General features: G+C 67.5%; 22 protein-coding genes. 18 read left to right on the top strand and 4 right to left on the bottom strand.

From position 1 onward, the window contains the following. Position 1 precedes the first annotated feature (1 nt). Together HUA78_RS29540 and menE are read left to right on the top strand one after the other, a co-directional pair. Positions 2 to 1162 carry a mandelate racemase/muconate lactonizing enzyme family protein gene (locus HUA78_RS29540; protein ID WP_141645888.1) on the top strand — a complete coding sequence of 387 codons (1161 nt, stop codon included), beginning with the start codon at positions 2 to 4 and terminating at the stop codon, positions 1160 to 1162. After that, positions 1159 to 2601 (top strand): o-succinylbenzoate--CoA ligase, encoded by a 1443-nt coding sequence (gene menE / locus HUA78_RS29535; protein WP_174477662.1) that lies wholly within the window; start codon positions 1159 to 1161, stop codon positions 2599 to 2601. The genes HUA78_RS29540 and menE overlap by 4 nt, the downstream gene beginning before the upstream one ends. A gap of 270 nt (positions 2602 to 2871) precedes the next feature. On the opposite strand, the gene HUA78_RS29530 is transcribed toward menE, so the two are convergent. Continuing rightward, the gene (locus tag HUA78_RS29530; RefSeq protein WP_141645890.1) at positions 2872 to 3084 is read right to left on the bottom strand and encodes a hypothetical protein; all 213 of its coding nucleotides are present in this window, start codon (positions 3082 to 3084) and stop codon (positions 2872 to 2874) included. 364 nt (positions 3085 to 3448) lie between these two features. Between HUA78_RS29530 and HUA78_RS29525 the strand changes: the two genes are divergently transcribed. Next, positions 3449 to 5116, top strand: a complete 1668-nt coding sequence (locus tag HUA78_RS29525) for a bifunctional 3-(3-hydroxy-phenyl)propionate/3-hydroxycinnamic acid hydroxylase (RefSeq protein WP_217442641.1) — start codon at positions 3449 to 3451, stop codon at positions 5114 to 5116. A gap of 97 nt (positions 5117 to 5213) precedes the next feature. Here HUA78_RS29525 and HUA78_RS29520 read toward each other — a convergent pair whose 3' ends face one another. Together HUA78_RS29520 and HUA78_RS29515 are read right to left on the bottom strand one after the other, a co-directional pair. Beyond that, positions 5214 to 5963, bottom strand: coding sequence for a hypothetical protein (locus tag HUA78_RS29520; protein WP_141645892.1), 750 nt, complete (start codon positions 5961 to 5963; stop codon positions 5214 to 5216). A 20-nt stretch (positions 5964 to 5983) separates the two neighbouring features. Further along, positions 5984 to 8128, bottom strand: coding sequence for a hypothetical protein (locus tag HUA78_RS29515; RefSeq protein WP_174462103.1), 2145 nt, complete (start codon positions 8126 to 8128; stop codon positions 5984 to 5986). Positions 8129 to 8524: 396 nt separating this feature from the next. Here HUA78_RS29515 and HUA78_RS29510 point away from each other — a divergent pair, with 396 nt between their 5' ends. From HUA78_RS29510 to sdhB, 5 genes are all read left to right on the top strand, one after another. After that, positions 8525 to 9088 (top strand): sensor histidine kinase, encoded by a 564-nt coding sequence (locus tag HUA78_RS29510; protein WP_174477661.1) that lies wholly within the window; start codon positions 8525 to 8527, stop codon positions 9086 to 9088. A 183-nt stretch (positions 9089 to 9271) separates the two neighbouring features. Next, positions 9272 to 10570 (top strand): NADP-dependent isocitrate dehydrogenase, encoded by a 1299-nt coding sequence (icd, locus tag HUA78_RS29505; RefSeq protein WP_141645895.1) that lies wholly within the window; start codon positions 9272 to 9274, stop codon positions 10568 to 10570. 32 nt (positions 10571 to 10602) lie between these two features. Then, positions 10603 to 11547, top strand: coding sequence for a malate dehydrogenase (gene mdh, locus HUA78_RS29500; RefSeq protein ID WP_141645896.1), 945 nt, complete (start codon positions 10603 to 10605; stop codon positions 11545 to 11547). Between the two features lie 222 nt (positions 11548 to 11769). Next, complete coding sequence (gene sdhA / locus HUA78_RS29495) at positions 11770 to 13647, top strand: succinate dehydrogenase flavoprotein subunit (protein WP_174455550.1); 1878 nt, start codon at positions 11770 to 11772, stop codon at positions 13645 to 13647. Positions 13648 to 13727: 80 nt separating this feature from the next. Beyond that, the gene (gene sdhB / locus HUA78_RS29490) at positions 13728 to 14534 is read left to right on the top strand and encodes a succinate dehydrogenase iron-sulfur subunit (protein WP_141645897.1); all 807 of its coding nucleotides are present in this window, start codon (positions 13728 to 13730) and stop codon (positions 14532 to 14534) included. A gap of 378 nt (positions 14535 to 14912) precedes the next feature. Here sdhB and HUA78_RS29485 read toward each other — a convergent pair whose 3' ends face one another. Continuing rightward, complete coding sequence (locus HUA78_RS29485) at positions 14913 to 15995, bottom strand: S41 family peptidase (RefSeq protein ID WP_174477660.1); 1083 nt, start codon at positions 15993 to 15995, stop codon at positions 14913 to 14915. Positions 15996 to 16316: 321 nt separating this feature from the next. Between HUA78_RS29485 and sucC the strand changes: the two genes are divergently transcribed. From sucC to HUA78_RS29435, 10 genes are all read left to right on the top strand, one after another. Next, positions 16317 to 17477 (top strand): ADP-forming succinate--CoA ligase subunit beta, encoded by a 1161-nt coding sequence (sucC, locus tag HUA78_RS29480; RefSeq protein WP_141645899.1) that lies wholly within the window; start codon positions 16317 to 16319, stop codon positions 17475 to 17477. Between the two features lie 40 nt (positions 17478 to 17517). Then, positions 17518 to 18414: a succinate--CoA ligase subunit alpha gene (gene sucD / locus HUA78_RS29475; protein ID WP_141645900.1), complete on the top strand. Its 897-nt coding sequence runs from the start codon at positions 17518 to 17520 to the stop codon at positions 18412 to 18414. A gap of 31 nt (positions 18415 to 18445) precedes the next feature. Next, on the top strand, positions 18446 to 18889 hold the full coding sequence (gene ndk, locus HUA78_RS29470) for a nucleoside-diphosphate kinase (RefSeq protein ID WP_141645901.1): 444 nt from the start codon (positions 18446 to 18448) through the stop codon (positions 18887 to 18889). A gap of 205 nt (positions 18890 to 19094) precedes the next feature. Next, positions 19095 to 20231, top strand: coding sequence for a 23S rRNA (adenine(2503)-C(2))-methyltransferase RlmN (rlmN, locus tag HUA78_RS29465; protein WP_174462106.1), 1137 nt, complete (start codon positions 19095 to 19097; stop codon positions 20229 to 20231). Between the two features lie 89 nt (positions 20232 to 20320). Then, the gene (gene rpsP, locus HUA78_RS29460) at positions 20321 to 20584 is read left to right on the top strand and encodes a 30S ribosomal protein S16 (RefSeq protein WP_141645903.1); all 264 of its coding nucleotides are present in this window, start codon (positions 20321 to 20323) and stop codon (positions 20582 to 20584) included. Between the two features lie 26 nt (positions 20585 to 20610). Then, the gene (locus HUA78_RS29455) at positions 20611 to 20895 is read left to right on the top strand and encodes a KH domain-containing protein (protein ID WP_141645904.1); all 285 of its coding nucleotides are present in this window, start codon (positions 20611 to 20613) and stop codon (positions 20893 to 20895) included. Further along, positions 20892 to 21455: a ribosome maturation factor RimM gene (rimM, locus tag HUA78_RS29450; protein WP_174477659.1), complete on the top strand. Its 564-nt coding sequence runs from the start codon at positions 20892 to 20894 to the stop codon at positions 21453 to 21455. Before HUA78_RS29455 ends, rimM begins: the two co-directional genes overlap by 4 nt. After that, on the top strand, positions 21452 to 22195 hold the full coding sequence (trmD, locus tag HUA78_RS29445) for a tRNA (guanosine(37)-N1)-methyltransferase TrmD (RefSeq protein ID WP_141645906.1): 744 nt from the start codon (positions 21452 to 21454) through the stop codon (positions 22193 to 22195). The genes rimM and trmD overlap by 4 nt, the downstream gene beginning before the upstream one ends. A 122-nt stretch (positions 22196 to 22317) precedes the next feature. Continuing rightward, complete coding sequence (gene rplS / locus HUA78_RS29440; protein WP_141645907.1) at positions 22318 to 22701, top strand: 50S ribosomal protein L19; 384 nt, start codon at positions 22318 to 22320, stop codon at positions 22699 to 22701. A gap of 93 nt (positions 22702 to 22794) precedes the next feature. After that, positions 22795 to 24693 carry a chromosome segregation protein SMC gene (locus HUA78_RS29435; protein WP_174477658.1) on the top strand — a complete coding sequence of 633 codons (1899 nt, stop codon included), beginning with the start codon at positions 22795 to 22797 and terminating at the stop codon, positions 24691 to 24693. The last annotated feature ends 28 nt before the right edge of the window (positions 24694 to 24721 follow it).

The raw sequence follows: 24721 nt of genomic DNA, 5'->3' as shown, positions 1-24721 counted from the left end.
CATGCGTATTGTTCAGGCGACGCTGACCCCGCTGCGGTTGGAGCTGCTCCAGCCCTTGAAGACGGCCCGAGGCTCCTACTCCGCGCGCGAGGGCTTCCTCGTGAGGCTCGAGGATGAGGACGGGAATGTGGGACTCGGAGAGGCGATGCCGCTGCCGGAGTTCGGCACGGAGTCCTTGTCCGTGTGCGGCGAGGTGCTGGGGGCGTGGCTGTCGTCGCTGAAGGGCCAGCTCCTGGGCGACTCGGTGCGCGCGGTCGAGGACACGTTGTCTCCCTTCCCGCCGACGGTGGCGCGTGGTGAGGGCGTTCGTGTCCGGGCCCGTCATCCCGCGCCGCCGGGCCCCGTGCCCGCCGCTGAGCATGCGCTGGAGTTGGCCCTGTTGGACCTGCTCGCGAAGCGCCAGGGCGTGCCGCTGTGCTGGCTGCTGGCCGAGGAGTCGCGTCCCGAAGTGCTGGTGAACGCGCTGCTGAGCGAGGAGGCGCCGGAGGCATTGGCGGAGGAGGCTCGGCGGGCGGTGGCCGAAGGTTACGGGACGCTGAAGCTGAAGGTGGCGACGCGTTCGCTGGAGGCAGACGAGCAGCGCGTGAAGGCGGTGCGCGAGGCCGTGGGGCCGGACGTGAAGCTGCGGTTGGACGCGAATGGCGGTTGGTCCGAACCGGACGCGAAGCGCGCGCTCGACAAGCTGGGCTGGTACGGCCTGGAGTTGGTGGAGCAGCCGACGCCGCCGGAAGACCTGTCGGCCCTGTGGCGTGTGCAGCGAAGGGCGCCGTGCATGGTGGCGGCGGACGAGTCGCTCGGCTCACCGGAGACGCTGCGTGCGCTGCTGTCGGTGGATCCGCTGTTGGGCGGTGGACCGGCCGTGGGCGCGGTGGTGCTCAAGCCGATGGTGCTGGGCGGACTGCTGCCCGGACTCGTGGTGGCGATGCGGGCCGCGCGGTTGGGAATGCAGGCGTATGTGACGAGCTCGCTGGATGGCGTGGTGGCCCGAGCGGGCGCCGCGCACCTGGCGGCCGCGCTGCCTTCGGGGTCGCTGGCATCGGGGCTCGCGGTGGGGCGTCTCTTCGCGCATGAGCCCGCCATGCATGAGTACCAGCCCGTGCACGGGCGCATCCGTCTTCCGGAGTCGCCTGGACTGGGCCTGGATGCCGGGGTGGTGGTGTGACGAAGTTCGGGTGCCCCATTCGCGAAGGGGCCTCGCGTCACCCGGACGCCGAGGCGCTCACCTTCGCGGGGCGCTCCTGGAGCTACGGCGCACTGGATGCGGAGGTGCGTCGGTGGGTGGCCGCGCTGGAGGCTCGCGGAGTTGGCAAGGGCCATCGCGTCTGTGTGCTGGCGACGAATCACGCGGCCTGTGTGTTCCTCTTCTGGGCCGTGGGCCGTGTCGGAGCCGTGCTGGCGCCGCTCAATGCGCGCCTCACCCGCGTGGAGTTGGCGCCCCTGGCCCAGGATGTCGAGCCGGGTTTGACGCTCGCCCTGGGGACACTGCGTGAGCGGCTTGTCGGCGCGGAGGTGTTGGAGACCTTCGTGGCCGAGGCTTCTTCCGACACGTGCGTGGAGCTGGAAGAACACGAGCCTCGGGTCGTCCTCTTCACCAGTGGGACGACGGGAAGGCCCAAGGGCGCGGTGCTGACGGAGGGGAACTTCCGGGCGTCGTCGCGCGGGTCCGCGGCGAACCTGGGAGAACACCCGGCGCCCCGTTGGCTCGGGACGTTGCCGCTGTTCCATGTCGGTGGCCTCGCGATGCTGACGCGCACGGCGTACGAGGGAGGCTGTCTCGTGCTGCACGAGCGCTTCGACGCGGAAACCACGAGTCGTGCCATCGACGAGGAGAAGGTGTCTCACGTCAGTCTCGTCGCCACCACGCTGGAGCGGGTGCTGGATGTCCGTGCTGGGCGACGGGTGCCTGAGACTTTCAAGGTGGCGCTGATTGGCGGAGGGCCGGTGCCCGTGCCCTTGCTGGAGCGGGCGCGCGCCGTGGGCTTGCTCGCACTCCAGACGTACGGGCTCACCGAGGCGTGCTCGCAGGTGACGACCGAGCGGCCCTCCGAAGCGGATGGTCGGACGGCGGGTCCACCGCTCCCGGGGATGGAGGTTCGCATCGTCGGTGAGCGCGGCGAGGTGCGAGGCCCCGGGCAGGAAGGCGACATCGAGGTGCGCGGGCCCACGGTGATGGCGGGCTATTGGCGCAGGCCCGAGGCCACGAGTGAAGTCTTGCGAGAGGGCTGGCTGCGCACGAAAGACCTCGGTGTGCTTAACGCACGGGGCAGGCTCACGGTGCTGTCGCGCCGCACGGACCTCATCGTTCGGGGCGGTGAGAACATCTACCCGGCCGAGGTGGAGGCGGTGCTCGCCAATCATCCCTCGGTGCAGGAGGCCGCGGTCGTCGGCGTGGCAGACCCACGCTGGGGCGAAGTGCCCGTGGCCTTCCTCGCGCTGCGCGTGGGGCAGTCGCGTCCCGAGGTGGAGGCGATGGAGGCCTGGTGCCGCCAATCGCTCGCGGGCTTCAAGTTGCCCGCTCGGTTCATCTGGGTGGATGCCCTGCCACGCAATGCCATGGGAAAGCTGGAGCGCTCCTCGTTGCGCAAGGCCGCCGAGGACTGAAGGCGGCGCTCTTCACACCCCTTCGCCGAAGTTCGGCGCGTGACACTGGGCGTCCTGGTGAGAACCCGGTAGTCTGAGGTGGGAGTGGATTGATGTGTCAATCAATCGTGAGACAAACCGCTTTCGCCAGAGCCCTTCCCTCGGATGGGAGCTTTCGTGAGGCCCCTTGAAGGGACCGTTCACTTGCTCACCCTCGACGAGGGGGCCGGGGCTCCTGGTGGGGACGTGACGCCGGAAGCCGGGAGACTTCCGGCGAGCGTCATGCCCGAATCAGGACTCCGAGACCGGGTGGCCCCAGGGGTTGGTGCGAGGATACTCACGCAGCATCGCGCTCAGCCGGTACGCCGCCGCCACGGTGGCGCTGACGCGCACCCGGCGGGTCAGGGAGGCTCCACGGGCCGCCGCCGCGCCCAGCCGCGCGGCCTGCTGCGCGAGCTGTCGCTCCACCTCGGGGGACCAGCGGGAGAATTCGAGCCATTCCATCGGACTGCTCCTTCGCGAACTTCGCGTGAGGGGGAAGCGCCACCAAAGCATCCGTCGATCCCCGAAAGCACGACGCCGCGCGTTGCCCACGACGTCTGTGCTGCTTTCCCGACAGGGTCGCCGTCGCTACTCAACACTGCGATTTCATGCGGACGCAAATCTTGAAGCTCACGAGGAATGAGCACCCACTTGAGCCCACGACGGGAATCCGCCGGGTAGGGTGCACCCCTCGCTTGAAACGGAAAACATCCGGGAGTGATTGGAAATTCTGCCCGAGAGGTGAATCTCAAGCAGGCAAGGAATCCTCCCCCAGGCGTTCTTTGAACCAAGAGGCACTTGATAAATCCAAGGCCTGGCCTGGGGGATGAATCAAAGGCAGCTCAACAAGCACGACACCCGGAGGGCGGACGTGGCTCCTGAAACTGTTGATGTCATCATCGTGGGATGTGGACCGGTCGGAGCGATGGCAGCCAATCTGCTGGGGCTCCAAGGCGTGAAGACCCTGGTGGTGGAGAAGGAGCTGTCCGCGCATGGTCAGTCCCGCGCCATCAGCGTGGATGACGAGGCGCAGCGCATCTTCCAGTCCGCGGGGCTGGAGGGCGAGCTGGGGCCGGGCTTCCATCCGTGCCACACGCTGCGCTACCTCGATGACCGGCTGCGCTCGCTCGCGGAGGTGGACTTCGCGAACCTGGACCAGCCATTTGGCCACTACGTCGGCGCCTTCTTCCAGCAGCCTCGCATGGAGGCGGTGCTGCGCCGGGGCATGGCGCGCTTCGAGCACGTGGAGCTGTGGCAGGGCCGCGAGGTCGAGTCCTTCGTCCAGGACGGTGAGGGAATCACCGTGCGCGTGCGTGAGTGCGGCACCGAGAAGTCCGTGACGGTGAGGGCGCGCTACCTGCTGGCCTGTGATGGCTCCCACAGCACCATCCGCCGCAAGCTGGACCTGAAGCTGGAGGGCACCACCGCGCTGGAGCACTCACTGGCCATCACCGTGAGCACGGCGTCTCCAGAGCCCGACTACACCAGCTACCTGTGTGGCCCGAACCGGCGGGGGTTCATCGCGCGCACGGCGCGGGACGAGATGCGCTTCGACATCATCGTGGACCCGGGCGCGGACCTGGAGGCCGTGCGCCAGCCCGAGCATGTGCGCTCGCTCATCTCTCACTACGTCGACCCGGCGACGGTGACGATTCGCTCGGTCAACGTCCACTCGTACCACAGCCGGATCGTGGACCGCTGGCGGGTGGGGCGCGCCTTCCTGCTCGGAGACGCGGCGCACCTGATGCCGCCCTTCCTGGGACAGGGCCTGTGCGCGGGCTTTCGCGACGCGGCGAACGTGACGTGGAAGCTGGCGCGGGTGCTGGACGGCTCGGCGGATGACTCGCTGCTGGACACGTATGAGCACGAGCGGCGCGGCCATGTCTCGGAGGTCATCAAGAGCTCGGATGCGATGGGCCGGATGATGATGACGGGAGGCCAGGTGCTGGCGCGCGCGCGCAACGTGCTCATCCAGGTGCTCTACCGGCTGCCCGTCACCGGAGAGTTCATCCGCCAGTTCAAGGTGAAGCCCGCATTCGCGCTGGAGAAGGGCTTCATCCTCGGCACGCAGCGGGCGAAGGCCGCGCCTGAAGGCACCTACTTCCCGCAGCCGCGCGTGGAAGCCACGGAGGGGCAGCGGGTGTTGATGGACCATGTGCTCGGCGACGGCTTCGTCGTGCTGACGCGGCCCGGTGCCTCGCAGGACACGCAGCGCGAGGCGCGCACGCTCGCGGCGGAGCTGGGCGCGCGGGCGTGGTCCGTGCTCTCCGCGGAGCGCATCGGCGAGCCTCCTCCGGACGCGTTCGTGGACACGGAAGGCCGGCTGGGCGCGTGGTTCTCACGACACGACAAGGACGTGGTGGTGCTGCGTCCGGACCGGTACGTGTTCGGCACGGCCACGGGGCCTCGCCTCGACGGGCTTCGTCGCGCGCTGCGAGGTCTCATCCGTCCCCGGCCGCGGGGTGGCGCCTCGGAGGTTCGTCGGGCCGGGTAGGGGAGGGCGTGGAAAAAGTCGACGGGGCGCCCGGGCCGGAACATGGCCACAGGCGCCCCGGAGTCGGGCATGGCTGGACTTTCCGCCCGACGGGACGTCAGGCCGCGGCGGCGGGCTTGAGCAGGCCCTGGGCGCGCTCGACACAGTCGCCCATGAAGCGCAGGTAGATGTCGAGCGCCAGGGCGCCCGTCTTGCCGATGACCTCGGCCTTCTCGGGCACCTGGGTCAGCAGCTTGCCCAGCATCACCTCGTTGAGGGCGGTGTGGCCCACGTCGATCTCCGCGTGCTCCTTGACGAAGGACATCGCCTCCATGATGTCCTCGCCACACACGCGCTTGGCCTGCTCCATCAGCCCGGGCGCGAAGACGACCGACAGGTTCTCGATTTCATATTCGATCGCGACCTGGGCGGCGGGCATGGGACCGACGATGGTGTCCTCGTGGATCTTCCGGTATTCCACCATGGCCTGCGTGGGCACCTGGTTCAGCAGCGCCGTCGCATCCAACTGGGGACCGCGCTTGGCATTCCACCGGGCGACGAGGCTCTTGGTGTCCTCGATCATCATCAGGTGGTGGCCTTCCTCGTGCTTCGCGTGGGTGATGAGCTTCTCGCCCACGTCCTTGAGGCCCATCTTCACCGTGGCCTCGCCCGCGCGGCGGATCCATCCGTCCACCGGCTCCGTCATGTACACGCCCAGCGAGTTGAGCTGGATGAGGAAGCCTTCCACGAGCGCGGGGTCCACGTTCGGATCCAGCAACGTCTGGAGCGCGGGGGAGGACTTGAGGCGCTCGCGCACCTCGACCACGTGGGGAACATACTTCTGCTCCACGAGTTGCTTGTTGCTCATGTCTGAACCTCTAGGGCGTGTTAGCGAGGGTTGTGGGCGCCACGGCGCCCGATGGTCAGCTCACTGATGTGCTCGAGGAAGTCGGGAATCAGCTTGGAGGAGATGATCCACATGAATGGATCAGGCCCTCCGTGGATGCCGGCCTCCTGCACGTAATCCCCCCCCTCGTCCTCACACAGGAAGTGGAACGAGGTGCGGCGGCGCGCTGCGTACCAACGGCGCGCGGCGTCCACCAGGGCGACATAGGTGGACGGTCCTTCTTCGGTCAGTGAGAACAGGCGGGCCATGTCCAGCAGGCAGTACAGGTTCGTGCCCCGCTGACCCAGCTCCAGCACCGTCGCCGCCACGGGCACGCCGCCCCGCCGCGCGACCAGGATCTCTCGCTCACGCTCGAGACCGAATTCCTTCCAGCGCGCCTGCACCGGGCGCATGTCGATGCGCTCCCGCGTGAAGTCCAGCGCTTCCACGTAGCAGGCCGGGCGCGTGCGAGCGATGGAGTCCGCCAGCAGCGTCAGCTCTTGCGGCGTGGCGAGACCCACCTGGATGCCCTCGTGGCTGCGGCCCGTCTGCTCGTGGGTGAGCACGTCCAGCATGTGGACCTTGCGGGTGAAGGCCAGGCCCTGGCCCGTCTCCATCTGCCGCTCGGCGTAGCGCACGTGCGCCTTGGCGATCCACGGGTTGAGGGCCTCCACGTAGGCCACCACCCAGCGGAAGTCCGGGTCGCTCTGCGGGTGCTCGAACGTGCGCACGTACAGGTCGCGCATGATCTGCCCCGGCTCCTGCACGCTCGGCGGCGGCTTGCCGGGGCGCTTGGCGACCTGATGCCCCATCCACGCGTGGCGGTAGGGCTTCATGAAGGACAGCGTCGCCTCGGGCCCGCGCTCGGACGGCCACACCGCCTGGCAGAACAACTGCGGAATCTCCGCGCCGCGCTTCGCCATGCCGCGGAAGGCCAGCCGCAGCTCCTCGAACTCCTCGGTGGACTTGCCCGCCAGGCTGAAGAAGCCGGAGCGGGTGAACAAATCCCACAGCCCGTCCTCCATGTCCTCGCTGGTGCGAGTCGCGGGGGACGTCGTCTGCGACACGAAGCGCACCCAGCGCGCCTCGTCCACGGAGTAGGGCTGCACGCTCAGGCCGCACAGCACGTGGCCATCCGCGCGGGGGCTGGTGACGTAGCGGATCTCTCCGCGCAACGTCAGCGTCTGGCCCGCGCCCGTCTCCAGCTCGATGTGGGGCGGCAGCAGGCCGGGGAACATCAGGTCCTCCGGCTTGCAGCGGATGCACAGGCCGGAGAAGGACAGGTCCACCGCGTCGCGCGTCAACTCGCCCAGCTCGCGCCAGAGCGGGTGGTGGAAGCGCACGCTCGCGCCCGTGGGGGCGGGGACCCGGCGGTGCCAGCGATGACGGATGCGGGAAATGCGCGCGGGCATCGGCGTGAAGAGCCGATCTCCGTCCATGCCGCCCGCGTCCAGCCGCATGCGGTACGCGCTGTTGTAGCCGATGACGTCCACGTCGTAGGGCGCCTCGCCCCACTCGGCGACCGCCTCCTCCGTGCGCCACTCCAACTGGGCCGTCGCCGAGTTGAAGCGCTCCAGCACCATGCGCACCGAGCGGCCCATCCGTCGCAGCACGCCCTTGTTACCGGAGGCGCAGATGGCGGTGAGGATGGAGCGGATGCGCTCCGGCTGCTCGATGATGTCCTGCATCGGCATCGCGGAAGCAGCGGGCTCCGCCACGCCGTTGCGCAGGGCATCCGCGAGCATCGAGAGAATCTGCCGGCCCTGCTCCACGGTGACTCCCACGAGCTGCAGGCCCACGGGCGCGCTCGCCGTCTCGGAGTCGGTGCGGATGAACGCGCCCACCAGCGGACCAATCGTGACGCCAAGACCCTTGAGGAAGACGGGCAGGGTGGGCGCCTCGGCGTGATTCACGGGGCCGCGAGGCATCACCCAGACCACCGTGGGGCTCAACCGCGTCACCTCGCCAATGGTTCCTTCCAGCGAACCCAGCGAGCAGGTGATGGCGTTCGGCCCCCGGCCATGCAGCGAATAGCCCGAGTCATCCAGCGCGGCTTCCGCTGGCGGCAGCGGAATCACATTGATGAATGCGTCTCGGCTATCGAACTCGACCGTCCGCCGGTCGGAGAGCGGGTTTCCCCCTTCCATGTCCAGGAGCCCCCTTCTCCGGTAGTGAGGAACGCCTGATGCGGATGGCGAAGTTGCAAGCACAACAGTTCCTCCCTGCTCCAGCGGTGCTGCGGTGGGCGGCATTTCGCTATGGGTCCGTATCATACGGAGTCGGCAGGAACAGTCAAATCGAATTTGTGCAGCCTTGCTGTTTTCGTCAAGGCGGGAATCTAGGTCACTGGGTCAACCGTGACAGGTCATTTCTCCAAGTTTCACGAACTGTATGCCCAGCACCCGACAACGCCACCGCCAAGATGTCGCGCAACTGTAATGTCACCAGTCAACCACGCTCTGAGTGCTTTCTCGTAGTGAAATGGAGCGAGTCGGATTGCTCCAGTAAACTCCCTCCGGCACGCCAACCAGATGAGGTGAGCGATGAGCGCGGCACGGGATTGGGTGGGCAGGACTTCGGGTGAAGCAGGGGACGGTGTCGGACACCCTGCGCGCGCCCCTCGTCTGGAGTCGGTGGAGGGGCCAGACTTCCACCAGGTGGATGTGGCGGCGCTCATGCGTGAATCCATGGAACTGCTGGAAGCTGCGAGAAGAATCCACGGCATCGCGGTGAATCTAGAACTTCCGGATGAAGCCGTGCTGGCCCGCACGGGGCTGCGACGTACACGGCAGGTGTTGTTGTTGTTGCTGGCCCACGCCGCCGACCTCGCCGGGGAAAGCGGGGTTCGGGTCTCATTGGATCCACCCGATGACTTTGGAGACGTGGGGCCTCGCTTCCAGGTGGTGACTCCGGATGCGCACCTCTCCGAGCGGGAGCTCCGGGCCGTCTTCCTGTCGCCCATGTTGGTGGGGCCCACCCACCGGCGGCTGGCGCGCGCGCGGGAGCTGGTGGAGTCCGTGGGCGGCACCTTGGATGTGGTGCGCGGCGCGGAGTCGGGGCTCACTGTGACGGTGGAGCTGCCCGCGCCGGGCCTGGCCTGCTGGTAGTCCGGCCGGCGAGGACATCGAGCGCTCGGGGGCGCGCGGGAGGGTCGTCCTCTCGTGCCGCGCCGCTGGGTCCGATAAGTCCTGCAACCTGGAGGGGTGGCCAAACTCCTTGACGGGAGGGGGGCGGGTTCTCGACTATCCCGCGCCAATTCTTACACGGCCACACCTTCCAGGAGTACGTCCATGGCGCCCCCGTCGTCCGGCGAGAAGATCACCCTCCAGAACGGCAAGCTGTCCGTCCCGGATCACCCGATCATCCCTTACATCGAGGGCGACGGCACTGGCCGCGACATCTGGCGCGCCTCCCAGGCCGTCTTCGACGCCGCGGTGGAGAAGGCCTACAAGGGCAAGAAGAAGATCGCCTGGTACGAGGTGCTCGCCGGCGAGAAGTCCTTCAAGGCGGTCAACAACTGGCTGCCCGATGAGACCGTCGAAGCCTTCCGCACCTATCTGGTCGGCATCAAGGGCCCGTTGACGACGCCGGTGGGCGGCGGCATCCGCTCGCTGAACGTGGCGCTGCGCCAGATGCTGGACCTGTACGTCTGCCTGCGTCCCGTACGTTACTTCAAGGGCGTGCCCAGCCCGGTGAAGACGCCGGACAAGGTGGACATGACCATCTTCCGTGAGAACACGGAGGACATCTACACGGGCATCGAGTTCGAGGCCGGCACCCCGGCGGCGGACAAGTTCCTGGCCCTGCTGAAGCAGGAGTTCCCGAAGGAGTTCGGGAAGATCCGCTTCCCCTCCGACGTCGGCATCGGCCTGAAGCCGGTGTCCCACGAGGGCAGCGATCGGCTCATCCGCGCGGCCATCCAGTACGCGGTGGACCACAAGCGCAAGAGCGTGACGCTGGTCCACAAGGGCAACATCATGAAGTTCACCGAGGGCGCCTTCCGCAAGTGGGGCTACGAGCTGGCCGCCCGGGAGTTCGGTGACAAGGTCTACACCTGGGACCAGTGGGAAGTGACGAAGGCCGCCAAGGGTGAGGACGCGGCCAACGCGGAGCAGAAGGCCGCCGTCGCAGCCGGGAAGATCATCATCAAGGACTCCATCGCGGACATCACCCTGCAGCAGGTGCTCACGCGTCCCGACGAGTTCGACGTCATCGCCACGCTGAACCTCAACGGCGACTACCTGTCGGACGCGCTCGCGGCCCAGGTGGGCGGCATCGGCATCGCCCCGGGCGGCAACATCAACTACGTCACCGGCCACGCCGTCTTCGAGGCGACGCACGGCACGGCGCCCAAGTACGCGGACCAGGACAAGGTGAACCCCGGCTCCGTCATCCTCTCCGGTGAGATGATGTTCCGGCACCTGGGCTGGCACGAGGCCGCGGACCTGATGATCCAGGGCATGGACCGCGCCATCGCCGCCAAGACGGTGACCTACGACTTCGCCCGCCTGATGAAGCAGGAAGGGCAGTCTGGCGTGAACGAGGTGAAGTGCTCCGAGTTCGGTCAGGCCATCATCAAGCACATGTAGTCCCCTCACGGGGAATGGGAGACGGCGAATCCATGGCTCAGAATCGCAAGAAGAAGATTGGCCTCATCGGCGGCGGGCAGATCGGCGGCAACCTCGCGCTGCTGGCGGTGCAGAAGTCGCTGGGTGACGTGTTCCTGTACGACATCCCGGTGGCCGAAGGTCTGGTCAAGGGCAAGGCGCTGGACATCAACCAGCTCGCGGCGGTGGATGGCTACGACTGTCGCGTCACCGGCACCACGGACTGGAAGGACGTCGCTGGCTCGGACGTGATCATCATCACGGCCGGCATGCCCCGCAAGCCGGGCATGAGCCGCGAGGATCTGCTCGAGATCAACCTCAAGATCATGAAGGACGTGGCTGCCAACATCAAGCAGCACGCCCCGGGCGCGTTCGTCATCAACGTGGCGAACCCGCTGGACGCGATGGTGTTCGCGCTCCACAAGATCGCGGAGCTGCCGGACAACATGGTGGTGGGCATGGCGGGCGTGCTGGATACCAGCCGCTTCAAGTGCTTCGTGGCGGAGGCCCTCGGCTGCTCCATCCGTGACGTGGAGGCGCTGGTGCTTGGCGGCCACGGCGACGACATGGTGCCCCTGGTGCGTCACAGCACCGTGGGCGGCGTGCCCCTCACGGAGCTCATCGCGAAGGACAAGCTGGACGCCATCGTCAAGCGCACCCGCGAGGGCGGCGCGGAGCTGGTCGGCCTGTACAAGACGGGCAGCGCCTACTTCGGGCCCGCGGCCTCCTCCATCGCCATGGCGGAGAGCTTCATCTTCGACCGCAAGCGCATCCTGCCGGGCGCGGCGCTGCTGAAGGGCCAGTACGGCATCAGCGACTACTTCTTCGGCGCTCCCATCCAGATCGGCGCGGGCGGCATCGAGAAGATCATCACCGTGGACCTCAACGAGGCCGAGAAGGCCGAGCTGGCGAAGTCCTTCCAGTCGGTGAAGAAGACGGTCGACTCCGTCAAGCTGTAGTCCGTTCCAGTCGTGGAGCCCGCCGGAAGCAGTCGGCGGGCTTCGCGCCTGATGCCGCGGATGACGCGGGCTTATCGTTTTCGACGCCGCCGTTGCGGCGCGGTTCCGCCAAGTTAACTAGCCTGTAGAACTCGCACGGGGATGTCCGGAGCGTGGCGCGCCGAAACGGCGAGCCGGCTGACGGCAGGCGTGTCCGATGTCCCGGCAGTCAAGGAGACGATGATGGCAGCAGCAGCGCGGTTCACAGTGGTGGGCGGCGGTCTCGCCGGGCTGATGACGACGATCAAGCTCGCGGAGGCGGGCCACCAGGTGGATGTGCTCTCGCTCGTCCCGGTGAAGCGCTCGCACTCGGTCTGCGCCCAGGGTGGCATCAACGGCGCGGTGAACACCAAGGGCGAGGGCGACAGCCCGGAGATCCACGTCAAGGACACGCTGCGCGGCGGCGACTTCCTGGCCGAGCAGATCTCCGTGAAGGGCATGTGCTACGCGGCCCCCGGTATCATCTACCTGCTGGACCGCATGGGCGTGACGTTCAACCGCACGCCGGAAGGCCTGCTGGACTTCCGCCGCTTCGGCGGCACGCTGCACCACCGCACCGCCTTCGCCGGCGCGACGACGGGCCAGCAGCTGCTCTACGCGCTGGACGAGCAGGTCCGCCGCTATGAGGCCGAGGGCAAGGTCACCAAGTACGAGTACTGGGAGTGGCTCGGCACGGTGAAGGACGAGGGTGGCCGCTGCATCGGCAGCGTGGCCGTGGACCTTCGCACCATGGAGATCCGCACCTTCCCGGCGGAGGCCGTGTGTCTGGCCACGGGCGGCCCTGGCATCGTGTTCGGCCGGTCCACCAACTCCATCATCAATACCGGCACCGCCGCGGGTCGCGCCTACATGGAGGGCGCCATCTACGCGAACGGTGAGTTCATCCAGGTGCATCCGACGTCGATTCCGGGCGAGGACAAGCTGCGCCTGATGAGCGAGTCGGTGCGCGGCGAGGGTGGCCGCGTCTGGGTGCCTCGGAAGAAGGGCGACACGCGCGGGCCCCGGGACATCCCGGAGAGCGAGCGCTGGTACTTCCTCGAGGAGAAGTACCCCAAGTACAAGAACCTGGTCCCCCGCGATGTGGCCACGCGGGAGATCTTCATCGTCTGCCGCGACCTGGGCATGGGCATCGGGGGCAGGGACGGCGTGTACCTGGATGTGACGCACATCCCGGCCAAGACGCTGGACGCCAAGATCAAGGGCGTCATGGAGATCTACGAGAAGTTCGTCGGTGACGACCCACGCGTCACGCCGATGGTCATCTTCCCGGGCATGCACTACTCGATGGGCGGCCTGTACGTTCAGTTCGAGGCGGACTCGAAGACGCTGACGCCGCTGGAGGGCAGCCCGAAGAACCAGTCCACCAACATCCCGGGCCTCTACGCCGCGGGCGAGGCGGACTACGCGTTCCACGGTGGCAACCGCCTGGGCGCCAACTCGCTGCTCTCCTGCATCTACTCGGGGATGATCGGCGGCCCGGCCATGGCGTCCTTCGCCAAGAGCAACACGACGAGCGCGGCGGCCATGCCGGAGAAGTACTTCCAGGATGCGAAGCGCTACTGGGAGGACCGGTTCGGGACCATCAAGAAGATGGCCGGCGCGGAGAATCCCTACGGTCTGAGCCAGGAGCTGGGCGACGTGATGACGGAGAACTGCACCGTCGTCCGCTACAACGACCGGCTGAAGAAGACGGTGGACAAGATCCGCGAGCTGAAGAGCCGTTGGAAGAACGTCAACGTCCTGGACACGGGCAACTCGTCCAACCGGTCGTTGTCGTACACCAACCAGCTCTGGAACATGCTGGAGCTGGGCGAGGTCATCGCCACCAGCGCGCTCTTGCGCGACGAGAGCCGTGGCGCGCACTACAAGCCGGACTTCTCGCTGCCCGAGCCGAAGACGAAGGACCCCAACGACGATCCCGCGTGGATGGCGCTGTGGCAGGCGCGCCATGACAGGTGGGCGAAGACGACCATCGCGAAGTACGCGGAAGAGGGGCCGAACATCTCCTATGAGGACGTCCCGACGCCGGTGCTGAAGCCCGAGCCGCGCTGGTACGCGTAAGGCACCGGGGAACTTTCTGGGTGGGCCCGCGTGAGAGCGCGGGTCCCCGTAACTGACTTGGAAGTGAAGGGTCGAGCCACATGGACACCGCACAGGCAGGCGCCGTCAGCACCCAATCCATCTCCTTCCGAATCTGGCGGCAGGACGCTCCGGACCAGCCGGGCCGCTACGAGGAGTTCAAGGTTCCCTATCGCAAGGGCGCCAACGTCATCTCGTGCCTGATGGAGATCCAGCGCAACCCCGTCACGGTGGAGGGCAAGCGCGTGCCCCCCGTGGTGTGGGACGCCGCGTGTCTCGAAGAGGTCTGCGGCAGCTGCGCCATCAACATCAATGGGCGGGTGCGCATGGCGTGCTCGGCGCTCATCGACAAGCTGGAGCAGCCGATCACCCTGGAGCCCATGAGCAAGTTCCCCGTGGTCCGGGACCTGGCCGTGGACCGCAGCCGGATGTTCGAGGCGCTCAAGCGGGTGAAGGGCTGGATTCCCACGGACGGTACCCACAACCTGGGGCCGGGCCCGCGCCAGTCGCCCGTGGACCAGTCGACGATGTACGTGCTCTCCACGTGCATTACGTGTGGAAGCTGCCTGGAGGCGTGCCCCCAGGTGACCATGGACAACGACTTCGTCGGCGCGGCGGCCATCAGCCAGGCTCGCCTGTTCAACATGAACCCGACGGGCAAGTTGAACTCCGAGGAGCGCGTGCGTTCGCTCATGGGGCCCGGCGGCGTGCAGGACTGCGGCAAGGCGCAGAACTGCGTAAAGGTCTGCCCGAAGGAGATTCCGCTCACCACCTCCATCGCGATGATGAACCGTCAGGTGACCAAGCTGGTCATCAAGGACCTCTTCTCGCAGGAAGAGGAGAAGAAGGGTCACAGCGGTCCGGGGTGACGGGGCTGTTGTTCCCGTGAAGGCCAAGCGGCCTCATGCGTGTGTCCCTGGGACACGGCATGGGGCCGTTGCCGTTGATGCGCATGGCATGGAGCGGTGCGTGATTCGCGTGGCGGTCCGCGGTTTTCGGGCGGTGCGAAGCTCCGCGAGTTGCTCGGGCTCAGCGTGGAGGGCCGAGGTTCTTCCGTGCGGACTGGAGTGCCGCGCGTCGCCAGGGCTCAGCGTGGCGAATCGAGGCCCTTCCGCGCGGACTGGAGTGCCGCGCGTCGCCAGGGCTCAGCGTGGCGAATCGAGGCTGGATCTCCGCGAGTCGCTCGGGCGCAGCGTGGCGGGTCGAGGTTCTTCCTCGCGGACTGGACCTCCGCGCGTCGCCAGGGCTCAGCGTGGCGAATCGAGGCTCTTCCGCGCGGACTGGATCTCCGCGAGTCGCTCGGGCTCCGAGGCCTGCTTCACGAGGGTGTCGAGCGCGGCGGCATACGCCATGCGCAGCGCCTCCGAGGCAGGCACGGCCACGTCTGGAGTCACCCCGGTGCCTTCCCAGTTCGCCCGAGTCACGGCGTGGACGGTGCGCCCCATGGGGACACCGACGAGGAAGTGCTCGTCCACGGGAAGCACCACGCCCGTGTTGGCACCGCCGCGCGTCTTCTCACCGACCACCCGCGCGCGCTTGCGCGCCTGGAGGTCATACGCGAACAGCTCCGCCGAGGAGAACGTGTCCTTGTCCGTGAGGAGGTAGACCTCCTTGTCTCCGTAGCGTCCCGCCAGGAGCTCCGTCGGAGTGTGGAGCGACGTCGTCTCCCGGCCTCTCCACACCGTGTCACGCACGTGGACGGGCGCGAGCAGGATCCATGCGAGGTACTGGGCCACCAGGGTGGAATCGCCGCCGCCATTGCCGCGCAGATCCACGATGAGCGCGTCCGTGGAGGACAGCAGGGTCATCGCCGCCGCCGTGGCATCACGCGCGAGCTTCTCGTCGGGGAAGCGGGAGAGTCGAAGGTAGCCGACATTGCCTTCCAACCGCTCCACCCGAGTGATGCCCCGCGCGTCGAACCGCGCCTGCCGCGCGTGAATCGCCTCGCGCTCGGCGCGCCACGCTTCGATGTGCGCCGGTGCGGGCTCCCAGGGAAGGGGAACGTTCGTCGGCACGGGCCTCGCGCTGTGGATGACCACGAAGTGCGCGTCCTGTCCGGCTTGCTCGAGGTGCACGGTGAGGACCTCCGCAAACCGCTCCGGGTCGGTGATGGCGTCATAGTCCCCGCGCTTCAATCTCGCGCGCAGCAGTCGGTGCGCCAGCTCTCCCAGCTCCGGAGAGTGATGCCTCGCGCGGACCTGCACGAGCACCGCCTCGATGATCCGCGTGCGCTCCGTGGCGTTGAGCACCGGCGGCTTCGCGGGCGCGGACGCAAGGGCAGGGGACGCGAGCAGTGCCACGGCGACGAGGTGCCACGGGCGCAAGCACATGGGGCGAAGGCTCCTGGAGGGAACACGTCACGGCTGCGACACGGAACGCGTGGCGACCCGGGTCATACCGTCCCCGGGCCTGGCTCCCTGGTCGTGGGGCTTCGTGCGTGCTCGGGCCTTGTTGCTCCGTTGCTCGGAGTTCGGACGCGGTGAAGGCGTCCTCATCTACCCGGACATTCCTGGTTATCAGCTGTCCACAGCCTGCCGCACCGCGGTGTGTGCCGGGTCAAACGGCCTTGCCATCCGTCGGTTTCTGCGCAATGAGGGCCACGCGCTGACGCCTGTAAGGGGTCGTCCCCCTCGTCTCCACATGGAGCCTCGATGAAGATCCACGAGTACCAGGGCAAGGAAATCTTCCGGAAGTACGGTGTGCCCACGCCGAAGGGAATTCTCGCCCTCTCGCCGAATGACGCGGAGGCCGCTGCCAAGGAGCTGGCCACGCCGGTCGTCGTGGTGAAGGCCCAGATCCATGCCGGTGGCCGAGGCAAGGGCGGCGGCGTGAAGCTGGCCAAGAGCCCCGCCGAGGCGAAGGAACTCGCCAAGCAGATGCTTGGCATGATGCTGAAGACCATCCAGACCGGGCCGGAAGGCACGAAGGTCCACAAGGTCTACATCGAAGAAGGTCTCGCCATCGGCCAGGAGCTGTACCTGGGCGTGACGCTGGACCGCGTCACCAGCCGCGTCACCTTCATGGCGTCCCGCGAGGGCGGCGTGGAGATTGAAGAAGTGGCGGAGAAGCACCCCGAGAAGATCCTCCGCGAGACGGTGGACCCGGCGGTGGGCTTCCTGGACTTCCAGGGCCGCAACCTGGCCTTCGGGCTGGGCCTGTCGGGCCCCACGGTGAACAAGTTCGCCCAGTTCTGCACCGCGCTCTACCGGATGTTCATCGAGACGGATGCGTCCCTGGTGGAGATCAACCCGCTGGTCATCCTGAAGGATGGCGGCGTGGTGGCGCTGGACGCGAAGGTGACGTTCGACGAGAACGCCATCTACCGCCACAAGGACCTGCTGGCGTACCGGGACCTGGCGGAAGAGGACGCGCGTGAGACGCAGGCCAAGGAGTGGGATCTGGCCTACATCGCGCTCGAGGGAAACATCGGCTGCATGGTGAACGGCGCGGGTCTGGCCATGGCCACCATGGACACCATCAAGCTGGTGGGCGGCTCGCCGGCCAACTTCCTGGACGTGGGCGGCGGCGCGAGCAAGGAGAAGGTGACGGCGGCCTTCAAGCTCATCCTGGCCGACCCCGCGGTGAAGGCGGTGCTGGTCAACATCTTCGGCGGCATCATGAAGTGCGATGTCATCGCGGACGGCATCATCGCCGCGGCCAAGGAAGTTCAGCTCAAAGTGCCCCTCATCGTTCGCCTGGAAGGCACCAACGTGGAGCAGGGCAAGGAACTGCTGCGCAACTCCGGCCTCGCCATCACCCCGGCGGACAACCTGCGTCAGGCGGCCGAGAAGGCCGTCGCCGCGCTGAAGTAGTCCGCGCGCTTCATCGCCCACACTTTTTTGAAGGAGCGCCATGAGCATCCTCGTCAACGAAAACACGAAGGTCCTCTGCCAGGGCATCACCGGCTCGGCGGGCTCGTTCCACTCGAAGCAGATGTTGGAGTACGGCACGAAGCTCGTTGGCGGTGTCACGCCGGGCAAGGGCGGCACCAGCTTCGAGGGCAAGGTTCCCGTGTTCAACACGGTCGCCGACGCCGTGAAGCAGACGGGCGCGAACACGTCCGTCATCTTCGTCCCGCCCCCGTTCGCCGCGGACTCCATCATGGAGGCCGCTGACGCGGGCGTGTCCCTCATCATCACGATCACCGAAGGCATCCCGGTCCTCGACATGGTGCGCGCCAAGCGATACCTGCAGGGCAAGCCGGGCGTGCGCCTCATCGGTCCGAACTGCCCGGGTGTCATCACCCCCGGCGCCAAGTGCAAGATCGGCATCATGCCGGGCCACATCCACAAGCCGGGCCGCATCGGCGTGGTGTCGCGCTCCGGCACGCTGACGTACGAGGCCGTGCACCAGCTCACGCAGCTGGGCCTGGGCCAGTCGACGGCGGTGGGCATCGGCGGAGACCCGGTCAACGGCACGGACTTCGTGGACGTGCTCAAGCTGTTCAACGCGGATCCGGACACGGACGCGGTGATCATGATTGGTGAAATCGGCGGCAGCGCCGAGGAGCTGGGCGCGGAGTACGTCGCTCGCGAGTTCACCAAGCCCATCGCCGGGTTCATCGCCGGCCAGTCGGCGCCTCCGGGCAAGCGCATGGGCCACGCGGGCGCCATCATCTCCGGCGGCAAGGGCACGGCGACGGAGAAGATCAAGGCGATGGAGGCCGCGGGAATCGTGATGGCCGCCAGCCCCGCCGAGCTGGGCACCACCCTCCAGGAGGCCGTGAAGCGCGGCCCCAAGAAGCGCTAACACCCCTCAGGGGCACAAGGAGCCAGTCAAAATGGCCATCGAGCGTACGCTGTCCATCATCAAGCCGGACGGTCTGCAGAAGGGCGTCATCGGGAAGATCATCAGCCGCTTCGAGGAGAAGGGTCTGAAGCCGGTCGCCATCCGGCTCCAGCAGCTCTCCCAGAAGGAGGCCGAGGGCTTCTACGCGGTCCACAAGGCCCGGCCCTTCTTCAAGGACCTGGTGCAGTTCATGATCTCCGGCCCCGTGGTCCTGATGGTGCTGGAGGGCGAGAACGCCGTCCTGGGCAACCGCGACATCATGGGCGCCACCAACCCCGCGCAGGCGGCCGAGGGCACCATCCGCAAGGACTTCGCCACCAGCATCGACCAGAACACGGTGCACGGCTCCGACAGCCTGGAGAACGCGAAGAACGAGATCGCGTACTTCTTCCGCGAGACGGAAGTCCAGCCGTACGAGTACACCGCCAAGAAGTAGGCGGCAGGCCCCGGAAGGGGCCTCTGACTGACGGCCCGGTGTCGGCACCCGCGAGGGGCTGGCCCGGGCCGTTGGCCTTCCAGCGGGGCAGGGGAGGGGTGCTCATGCCTGGAGCAGGACTCAGGGGGCGTGCGCTCCTTTGACTTGTCGTGCCCAGGTGTGGGAAGGGACGCCCCGGGCCTTACCGTTCAATAGCGCGACGACGATGACCGAGACCTCCGCCACCCCCTCTCTTCCTGTCACGGAGCCACTGCCGGCGCCCGCGCCCGCGAAGCTCGTGGACGTGGCCAGCCTGTCGCTGGAGGCGCTCACCCGCTTCGTCACCGAGCAACTGGGCGAGCGCGCCTTCCGTGCCCCCCAGGTCTACCGCTGGCTGCATCAGCGCGGTGTCACGTCGTTCGACGAGATGACGGACCTGTCCAAGGTCCTGCGCGAGAAGCTGAGGGTCGCCGCGGAGATCGTCCCGCTGGTGAAGGACCTGGAGCAGCGCAGCATTGACGGCACCATCAAGTACCGGTGGAAGACGCGGGACGGGCGCTACATCGAGTCCGTCTACATGCCCTCCGAGGACCGCAGGACGCTGTGCGTGTCCACCCAGGTGGGCTGCGCCATGGCCTGTGGCTTCTGCATGACGGGCACCATGGGCCTCAAGCGCAACCTGACGCCCAGCGAGATTGTCGCCCAGGTCCACGCGGTGAACCGCGAGGTCCGCAAGAACGAGGGCCACGAGACGCTGCGCCCGCTCTCCAACCTCGTGTTCATGGGCATGGGCGAGCCGCTCCACAACTTTGAAAACCTGAAGACGGCGCTCTCCATCCTCCAGTCCGAGGACGGGCCGAACTTCAGCCACCGCCACATCACCGTCTCCACCGTCGGCCTCGTTCCCATGATCGAGCGCTTCGGCCAGGAGACGGACGTGAAGCTGGCCATCTCCCTCAACGCCAGCACCGACGAGCAGCGCAGCAAGACGATGCCCGTCAACCGCAAGTGGAACATCGCCGCGCTGCTGGACGCGTGTCGCAAGTTCCCGCTGCGCCAGGGACGCCGCATCACCTTCGAATACGTCCTCATCCAGGGCTTCAACGACAGCGATGAGGACGCGCACCGCCTCATCCAACTGCTCAAGGGAATTCCGGCGAAGGTCAACCTGATTCCCTACAACGAGAACCCGGGTCTGGGGTTCCAGACCACCGCGGAAGAGCGGGCGGAAGAGTTCCGGGCCATCCTGTCGGATGGTCACGTGTCCGCCTACATCCGCAAGAACCGGGGCCGGGACATCGCTGGAGCCTGCGGGCAGCTCGCCAATCGTGGTGAGTCGTCCGCAGCCGAAAGCACGACATAAAGTCCCGAGCTTCCTTGACAATCCGACGGGTGCGGCGTTAAGAGCGCCACCCCGTTTCCATCGTCGTAACCTGTTCGCTGGAGTACTCCATGGCCGTCGTCCTCCGTCTTGCCCGCGCGGGCGCCAAGAAGAAGCCCTACTACCACGTGGTCGCCACCGACTCCCGCAACCCCCGGGATGGCAAGTTCATCGAGGCCGTTGGCGCGTACGACCCGAACATCACCCCCCCGAAGGTGGAGTTCAACGAGGAGCGGCTGAACTACTGGCTGAAGACGGGCGCGACGCCGTCGGAGACCGTGGCGGACCTCATCAAGGTCGCCGCGAAGGCTCCCAAGTCCACCCCCGCGGCTTGATCCGCGACCGCCTGTACTGAGCGGACGTGGAGCAACTCCTCACGTATCTGGCGCGGGCCCTGGTCGATCAACCGGACCAGGTGGGCCTGCGCATCTCCGAGGTGGACGGCGCGCGGCTCTATGAGCTGAAGGTCGCCCCCGAGGATGTTGGCAAGGTCATCGGCCGTGATGGGCGTACCGTGAATGCCCTCCGGACGCTGCTCAATGCCGCGGCTCAGAAGTCAGGCCAGAAGGTTCGTCTGGAGATCCTCGACGACCGGCGCAATGCGGCCAGCGGCCAGCCCGCCGCCGCACCGGACACGTCACGGTGACTCCGAACCCCTTGCTTGAGCTGGGCTTCATCTCGCGCGCGCACGGACTGCGCGGCGAGGTGGCCGTGCGTCCGTTTGATCCAGGATCGGAGACGCTCGCCACCGTCGAGCGGGTTCGCATCCGCACCCGGGCGGGCGTGGAACGCGACCTCAAGATGGAGGAGCTGCGGCCCACGCCGAAAGAGGACATCGTCGCCTTCGAGGGCGTGGAGACGCGCACGGAGGCCGAGTCGCTCGTGGGCTCCACCGTGTTCGTCTTCCGCGAGGACCTGGAGCCGCCCGAAGAGGGCCAGTTCTTCCAGGGCGATCTGGTGGGCCTGTCCGCCGTGGACGAGGCCGGCACGCCCCTGGGAACGGTGGAGGAGATCTGGGCCACCGGCGAGGTGCCGAACCTGGTGATCCGCGCCGCGGGGCGGCAGGAACTGGTGGTGCCGTTCGCGGATGAGTTCGTCCCCACCGTGGACATCGCCGCGCGGCGCATCGTGATCCGCCCTCCCGAGTACGTGGAAGTCGGCCGCCGCGACGTGGACAAGGATGCGCCCGACGGGTCCGAGCAGTGAGTCCGCCGTATCCGGTGGAGCTGCTCACGCTGTTCCCCGGCATGGTGACCGGCTACCTGGGGGCCAGCATCCTCGGTAAGGCCCAGGAGAAGGGCCTGCTCTCCACCACCATCACCGACATCCGCGAGTACGCGGAGGGCAAGCATCGCGTCACGGACGACGCTCCCTACGGGGGCGGGGCCGGGATGGTGATGAAGCCCGAGCCGCTGATCGCCGCGATTGAAGCCGCGCGTGCGCGACTGCCCGGCGCGAAGGTGCTGCTGATGAGCCCTCGCGGCGTGACGTTCACCCAGGCCGCCGCGCGTGAGCTTGTCTCCCACACCGCGGGGTTGATCCTCGTCTGTGGTCGCTACGAGGGCGTGGACGAGCGGGTGATGAGCTACCTGGATGGGGAGCTGTCCCTGGGAGACTTCGTCCTCACCGGTGGGGAGGTCGCCGCGATGGCGGTGGTGGACGCCGTGGCGCGGCTGGTCCCCGGGGTGCTGGGGAACGTGGCGTCCTCGGTGTCGGAGAGCTTCGAGGAGGGCACGCTGGAGCATCCCCAGTACACGCGCCCGCCTGTCTTCCGGGAGGTCGAGGTGCCCGCCGCCCTCCAGTCGGGAGACCATGCCCGCATCGCCCGGTGGCGCCGTTGGAAATCGCTGGTGCTCACACGAGAGCGCCGGCCCGACTTGTTCTCCCGCCTGACGTTGTCCAAGGCGGATCAAAAACTGCTGGCTCGCCGCGAGGAAGACCTGTAACCCTGGGGGTTCTCAGTGGATTGGGCTTCAGCGGGCTTGTCCGACACCATTCTCTCTGGTAGTACGGCCCGCTCTTTCACGCGTTCATCGTCGCGTTAGCTTCCGCTTTACTGGAGTCTGTCATGCGTAACAGCGCCATTCAGCACGTCGAGGCCAAGTACCTGCGCCAGGACGTCACCTCGTTCCGTTCTGGTGACTCCGTGCGCGTCTTCTGGAAGGTGAAGGAGGGCGAGAAGGAGCGCGTCCAGGCGTTCGAGGGCACCGTCATCCGGAAGACCTCGGGCAGCCACAGGGCCACCTTCACGGTCCGCAAGGTGTCCTTCGGCGTCGGCGTGGAGCGCATCTTCCCGCTGCACAGCCCCCGCTACGAGAAGATCGAGGTCCTCTCGCGTGGCCGCGTGAACCGCAGCCGCCTGTTCTACCTCCGCGACCTCAAGGGCAAGGCGGCCCGCGTGGACGTGCAGGAAGATCCCGACAGGGCCCCCAAGGCCGCCAAGGCCTCCTGAGCGCCTGAGTTCTCGTCGGCCCACGGGCCGTCGTGAGAAGGAGCGTCCGATCCCGGGCGCTCCTTTTTTCATTCGCGGTAACATGCGCCGGCCATGCAATTCGTCGAGGTCGCCGTCCAGAATGTCCGGGGCTTTACTCCCGCGGGCCGCTTCTCGCTGAAGTCCGGGTACCTTGTCCTCAAGCCGCCCTCGGCCGAGGCGAGCCCGTTCGCGGGAGTCCTGCTCGCGCTGCTCTTCGCGGACGGTCGGGGCGGAGACGCCTCCTTCATCGCGCCCGGTGCGAAGTCCGGCAAGGCCGCGCTGACCTTCCAGGGCGTGGATGGTGCGACGTACCGGGTCCTGCGGGAGCTGGGCGGCTCGGGGACGCTGCATCGCTTGAACAAGGCGACGCAGCAGCCGGAGCTGGTGTCGTCGGATGCCTCGGAGATGAACCAGTTCATGCGCGGGCAGGTGGGGCTGCCTCCGCGGACGACCTTCGAGCAGCTCTACTGCCTCCAGGTGGGGCAGCTTCCATCCCGGCGTCCGCGCAAGGCCGCGGCCAAGGCCGTGGATCCCAAGGCGTCCGGCAAGTTCCCCTCGCTGGCGTCCGCCTCCACCGTGGCGCCCTCCGACGACATCGCCGCATCCGAGGCGAAGGCGCGCGCGTTGGAGGCGGAGCTCATCTCCGCGCGCGAGGTGGATGGGCTCCAGTTCAAGGTGGACGGGCTGTCCTCGCAGATCTTCGACGCGGATCAGCGCCTGAAGGGCACCGAGGGGCTGAAGGTGGCCATCCACGATGCGGAGAATGCGTGGCGGGCCGCGCCGACGCCGCAGACGCTGGGGCTTCCCCAGGACATCCTCAACCGGGTGCAGCGCTATTCCAAGGTGGTGGCGAAGCGGGACGATGCGCTGGTCCGGCTCGGCGCGGACCGGGATGCGGACGCGGCGGACGTGCCGGACTCGGTGGAGCCGCTGACGGAGGACCGTGGCTTCTGGGTCGGCATCGCCGTGGGCGTGCTGTTTCTCGGGCTGGGGTTGGGTCTGGGGCTTGGCATCGACAGCACGTTCCGCTACCTGGCGCTGCTGGACATCCCCGCCTTCGGCTTCTCCGCGTTCGTCGCGCTGCGCTACGTGGATGAGCTCCAGAAGTCCTCGCAGCGAGGCAGCAAGGAAGGTCGCTTCGACGCGCGCGAGAAGAAGATCCACGAGGAGTTCGAGGCCGAGGCCGCGCCGGTGCGCATGGCGCAGAAGGCACTCGGCGTGGAGAGCCTGGACGAGATTCCCGCCGCGCTTGAGCGCAAGGAGCTGCTGGCCGCTCGCGTGGTGGAGCTGAAGGATCAGCTCGCGGCAGTGGAGGCGGACCCCGAGTTCGTGGCCGCGTCCACGCAGCGCCAGGCGCTGAAGGACCAGCTCGAGGCACTCAACGCGGAGCTCATCCAGAAGGGCTCCTACGTGCGCGACATTCGCGAGGTGGAGCGGGAGCTCGGTCGAGTGAAGGAGTCCATCGCGCTGGCGAAGGCGCCACCTCCTCCGGCCGCCGCCGGGCCGGATGGTGCTCCCGCGCCCGCGGAGCCGCTGGAAGATCCTTCCCCCGCGCTGCTGGCACAGGCTGCGGACATCTTCACCACGGACGTGCTGAGCGTGCAGGCCATGCTCAAGGATCGCTGCGTCCAGTACCTCACCGCGCTCACGGACCGCCGCTACCAGGGTGTCGAGTGGGACAAGGAGGGGCGGGCCTTCGCGCTCGCGGGCGGGCGACGGGTGCCGGTGGGCGAGATTCCGCCGAAGGACCTGGACCTGTATTACCTGGCGCTGCGGCTGACGGTCGTGGAGAAGGGGAGTGCGCGCGTGAAGCGGCCCTTCGTCCTCGAGGATGTCTTCGCGGGCGTCGAGGAAGTGAAGCTGCCGCTCATCGCCCGCATGCTGAAGCACCTGGGCACGCTGACGCAGGTGCTGCATGTCACCCCGCACCCTGGCTTCGCCCAGATGTCGGACGGCACGGTTAACGTGTAGTCCGATGTGGAAGGTGTCCTCCGTCGGG

The organism is Myxococcus sp. CA033, assembly GCF_013336625.1.
GTDB classification, from domain to species: Bacteria; Myxococcota; Myxococcia; order Myxococcales; family Myxococcaceae; genus Myxococcus; species Myxococcus llanfairpwllgwyngyllgogerychwyrndrobwllllantysiliogogogochensis.
This window is presented reverse-complemented; position numbering and strand designations above follow the sequence as displayed.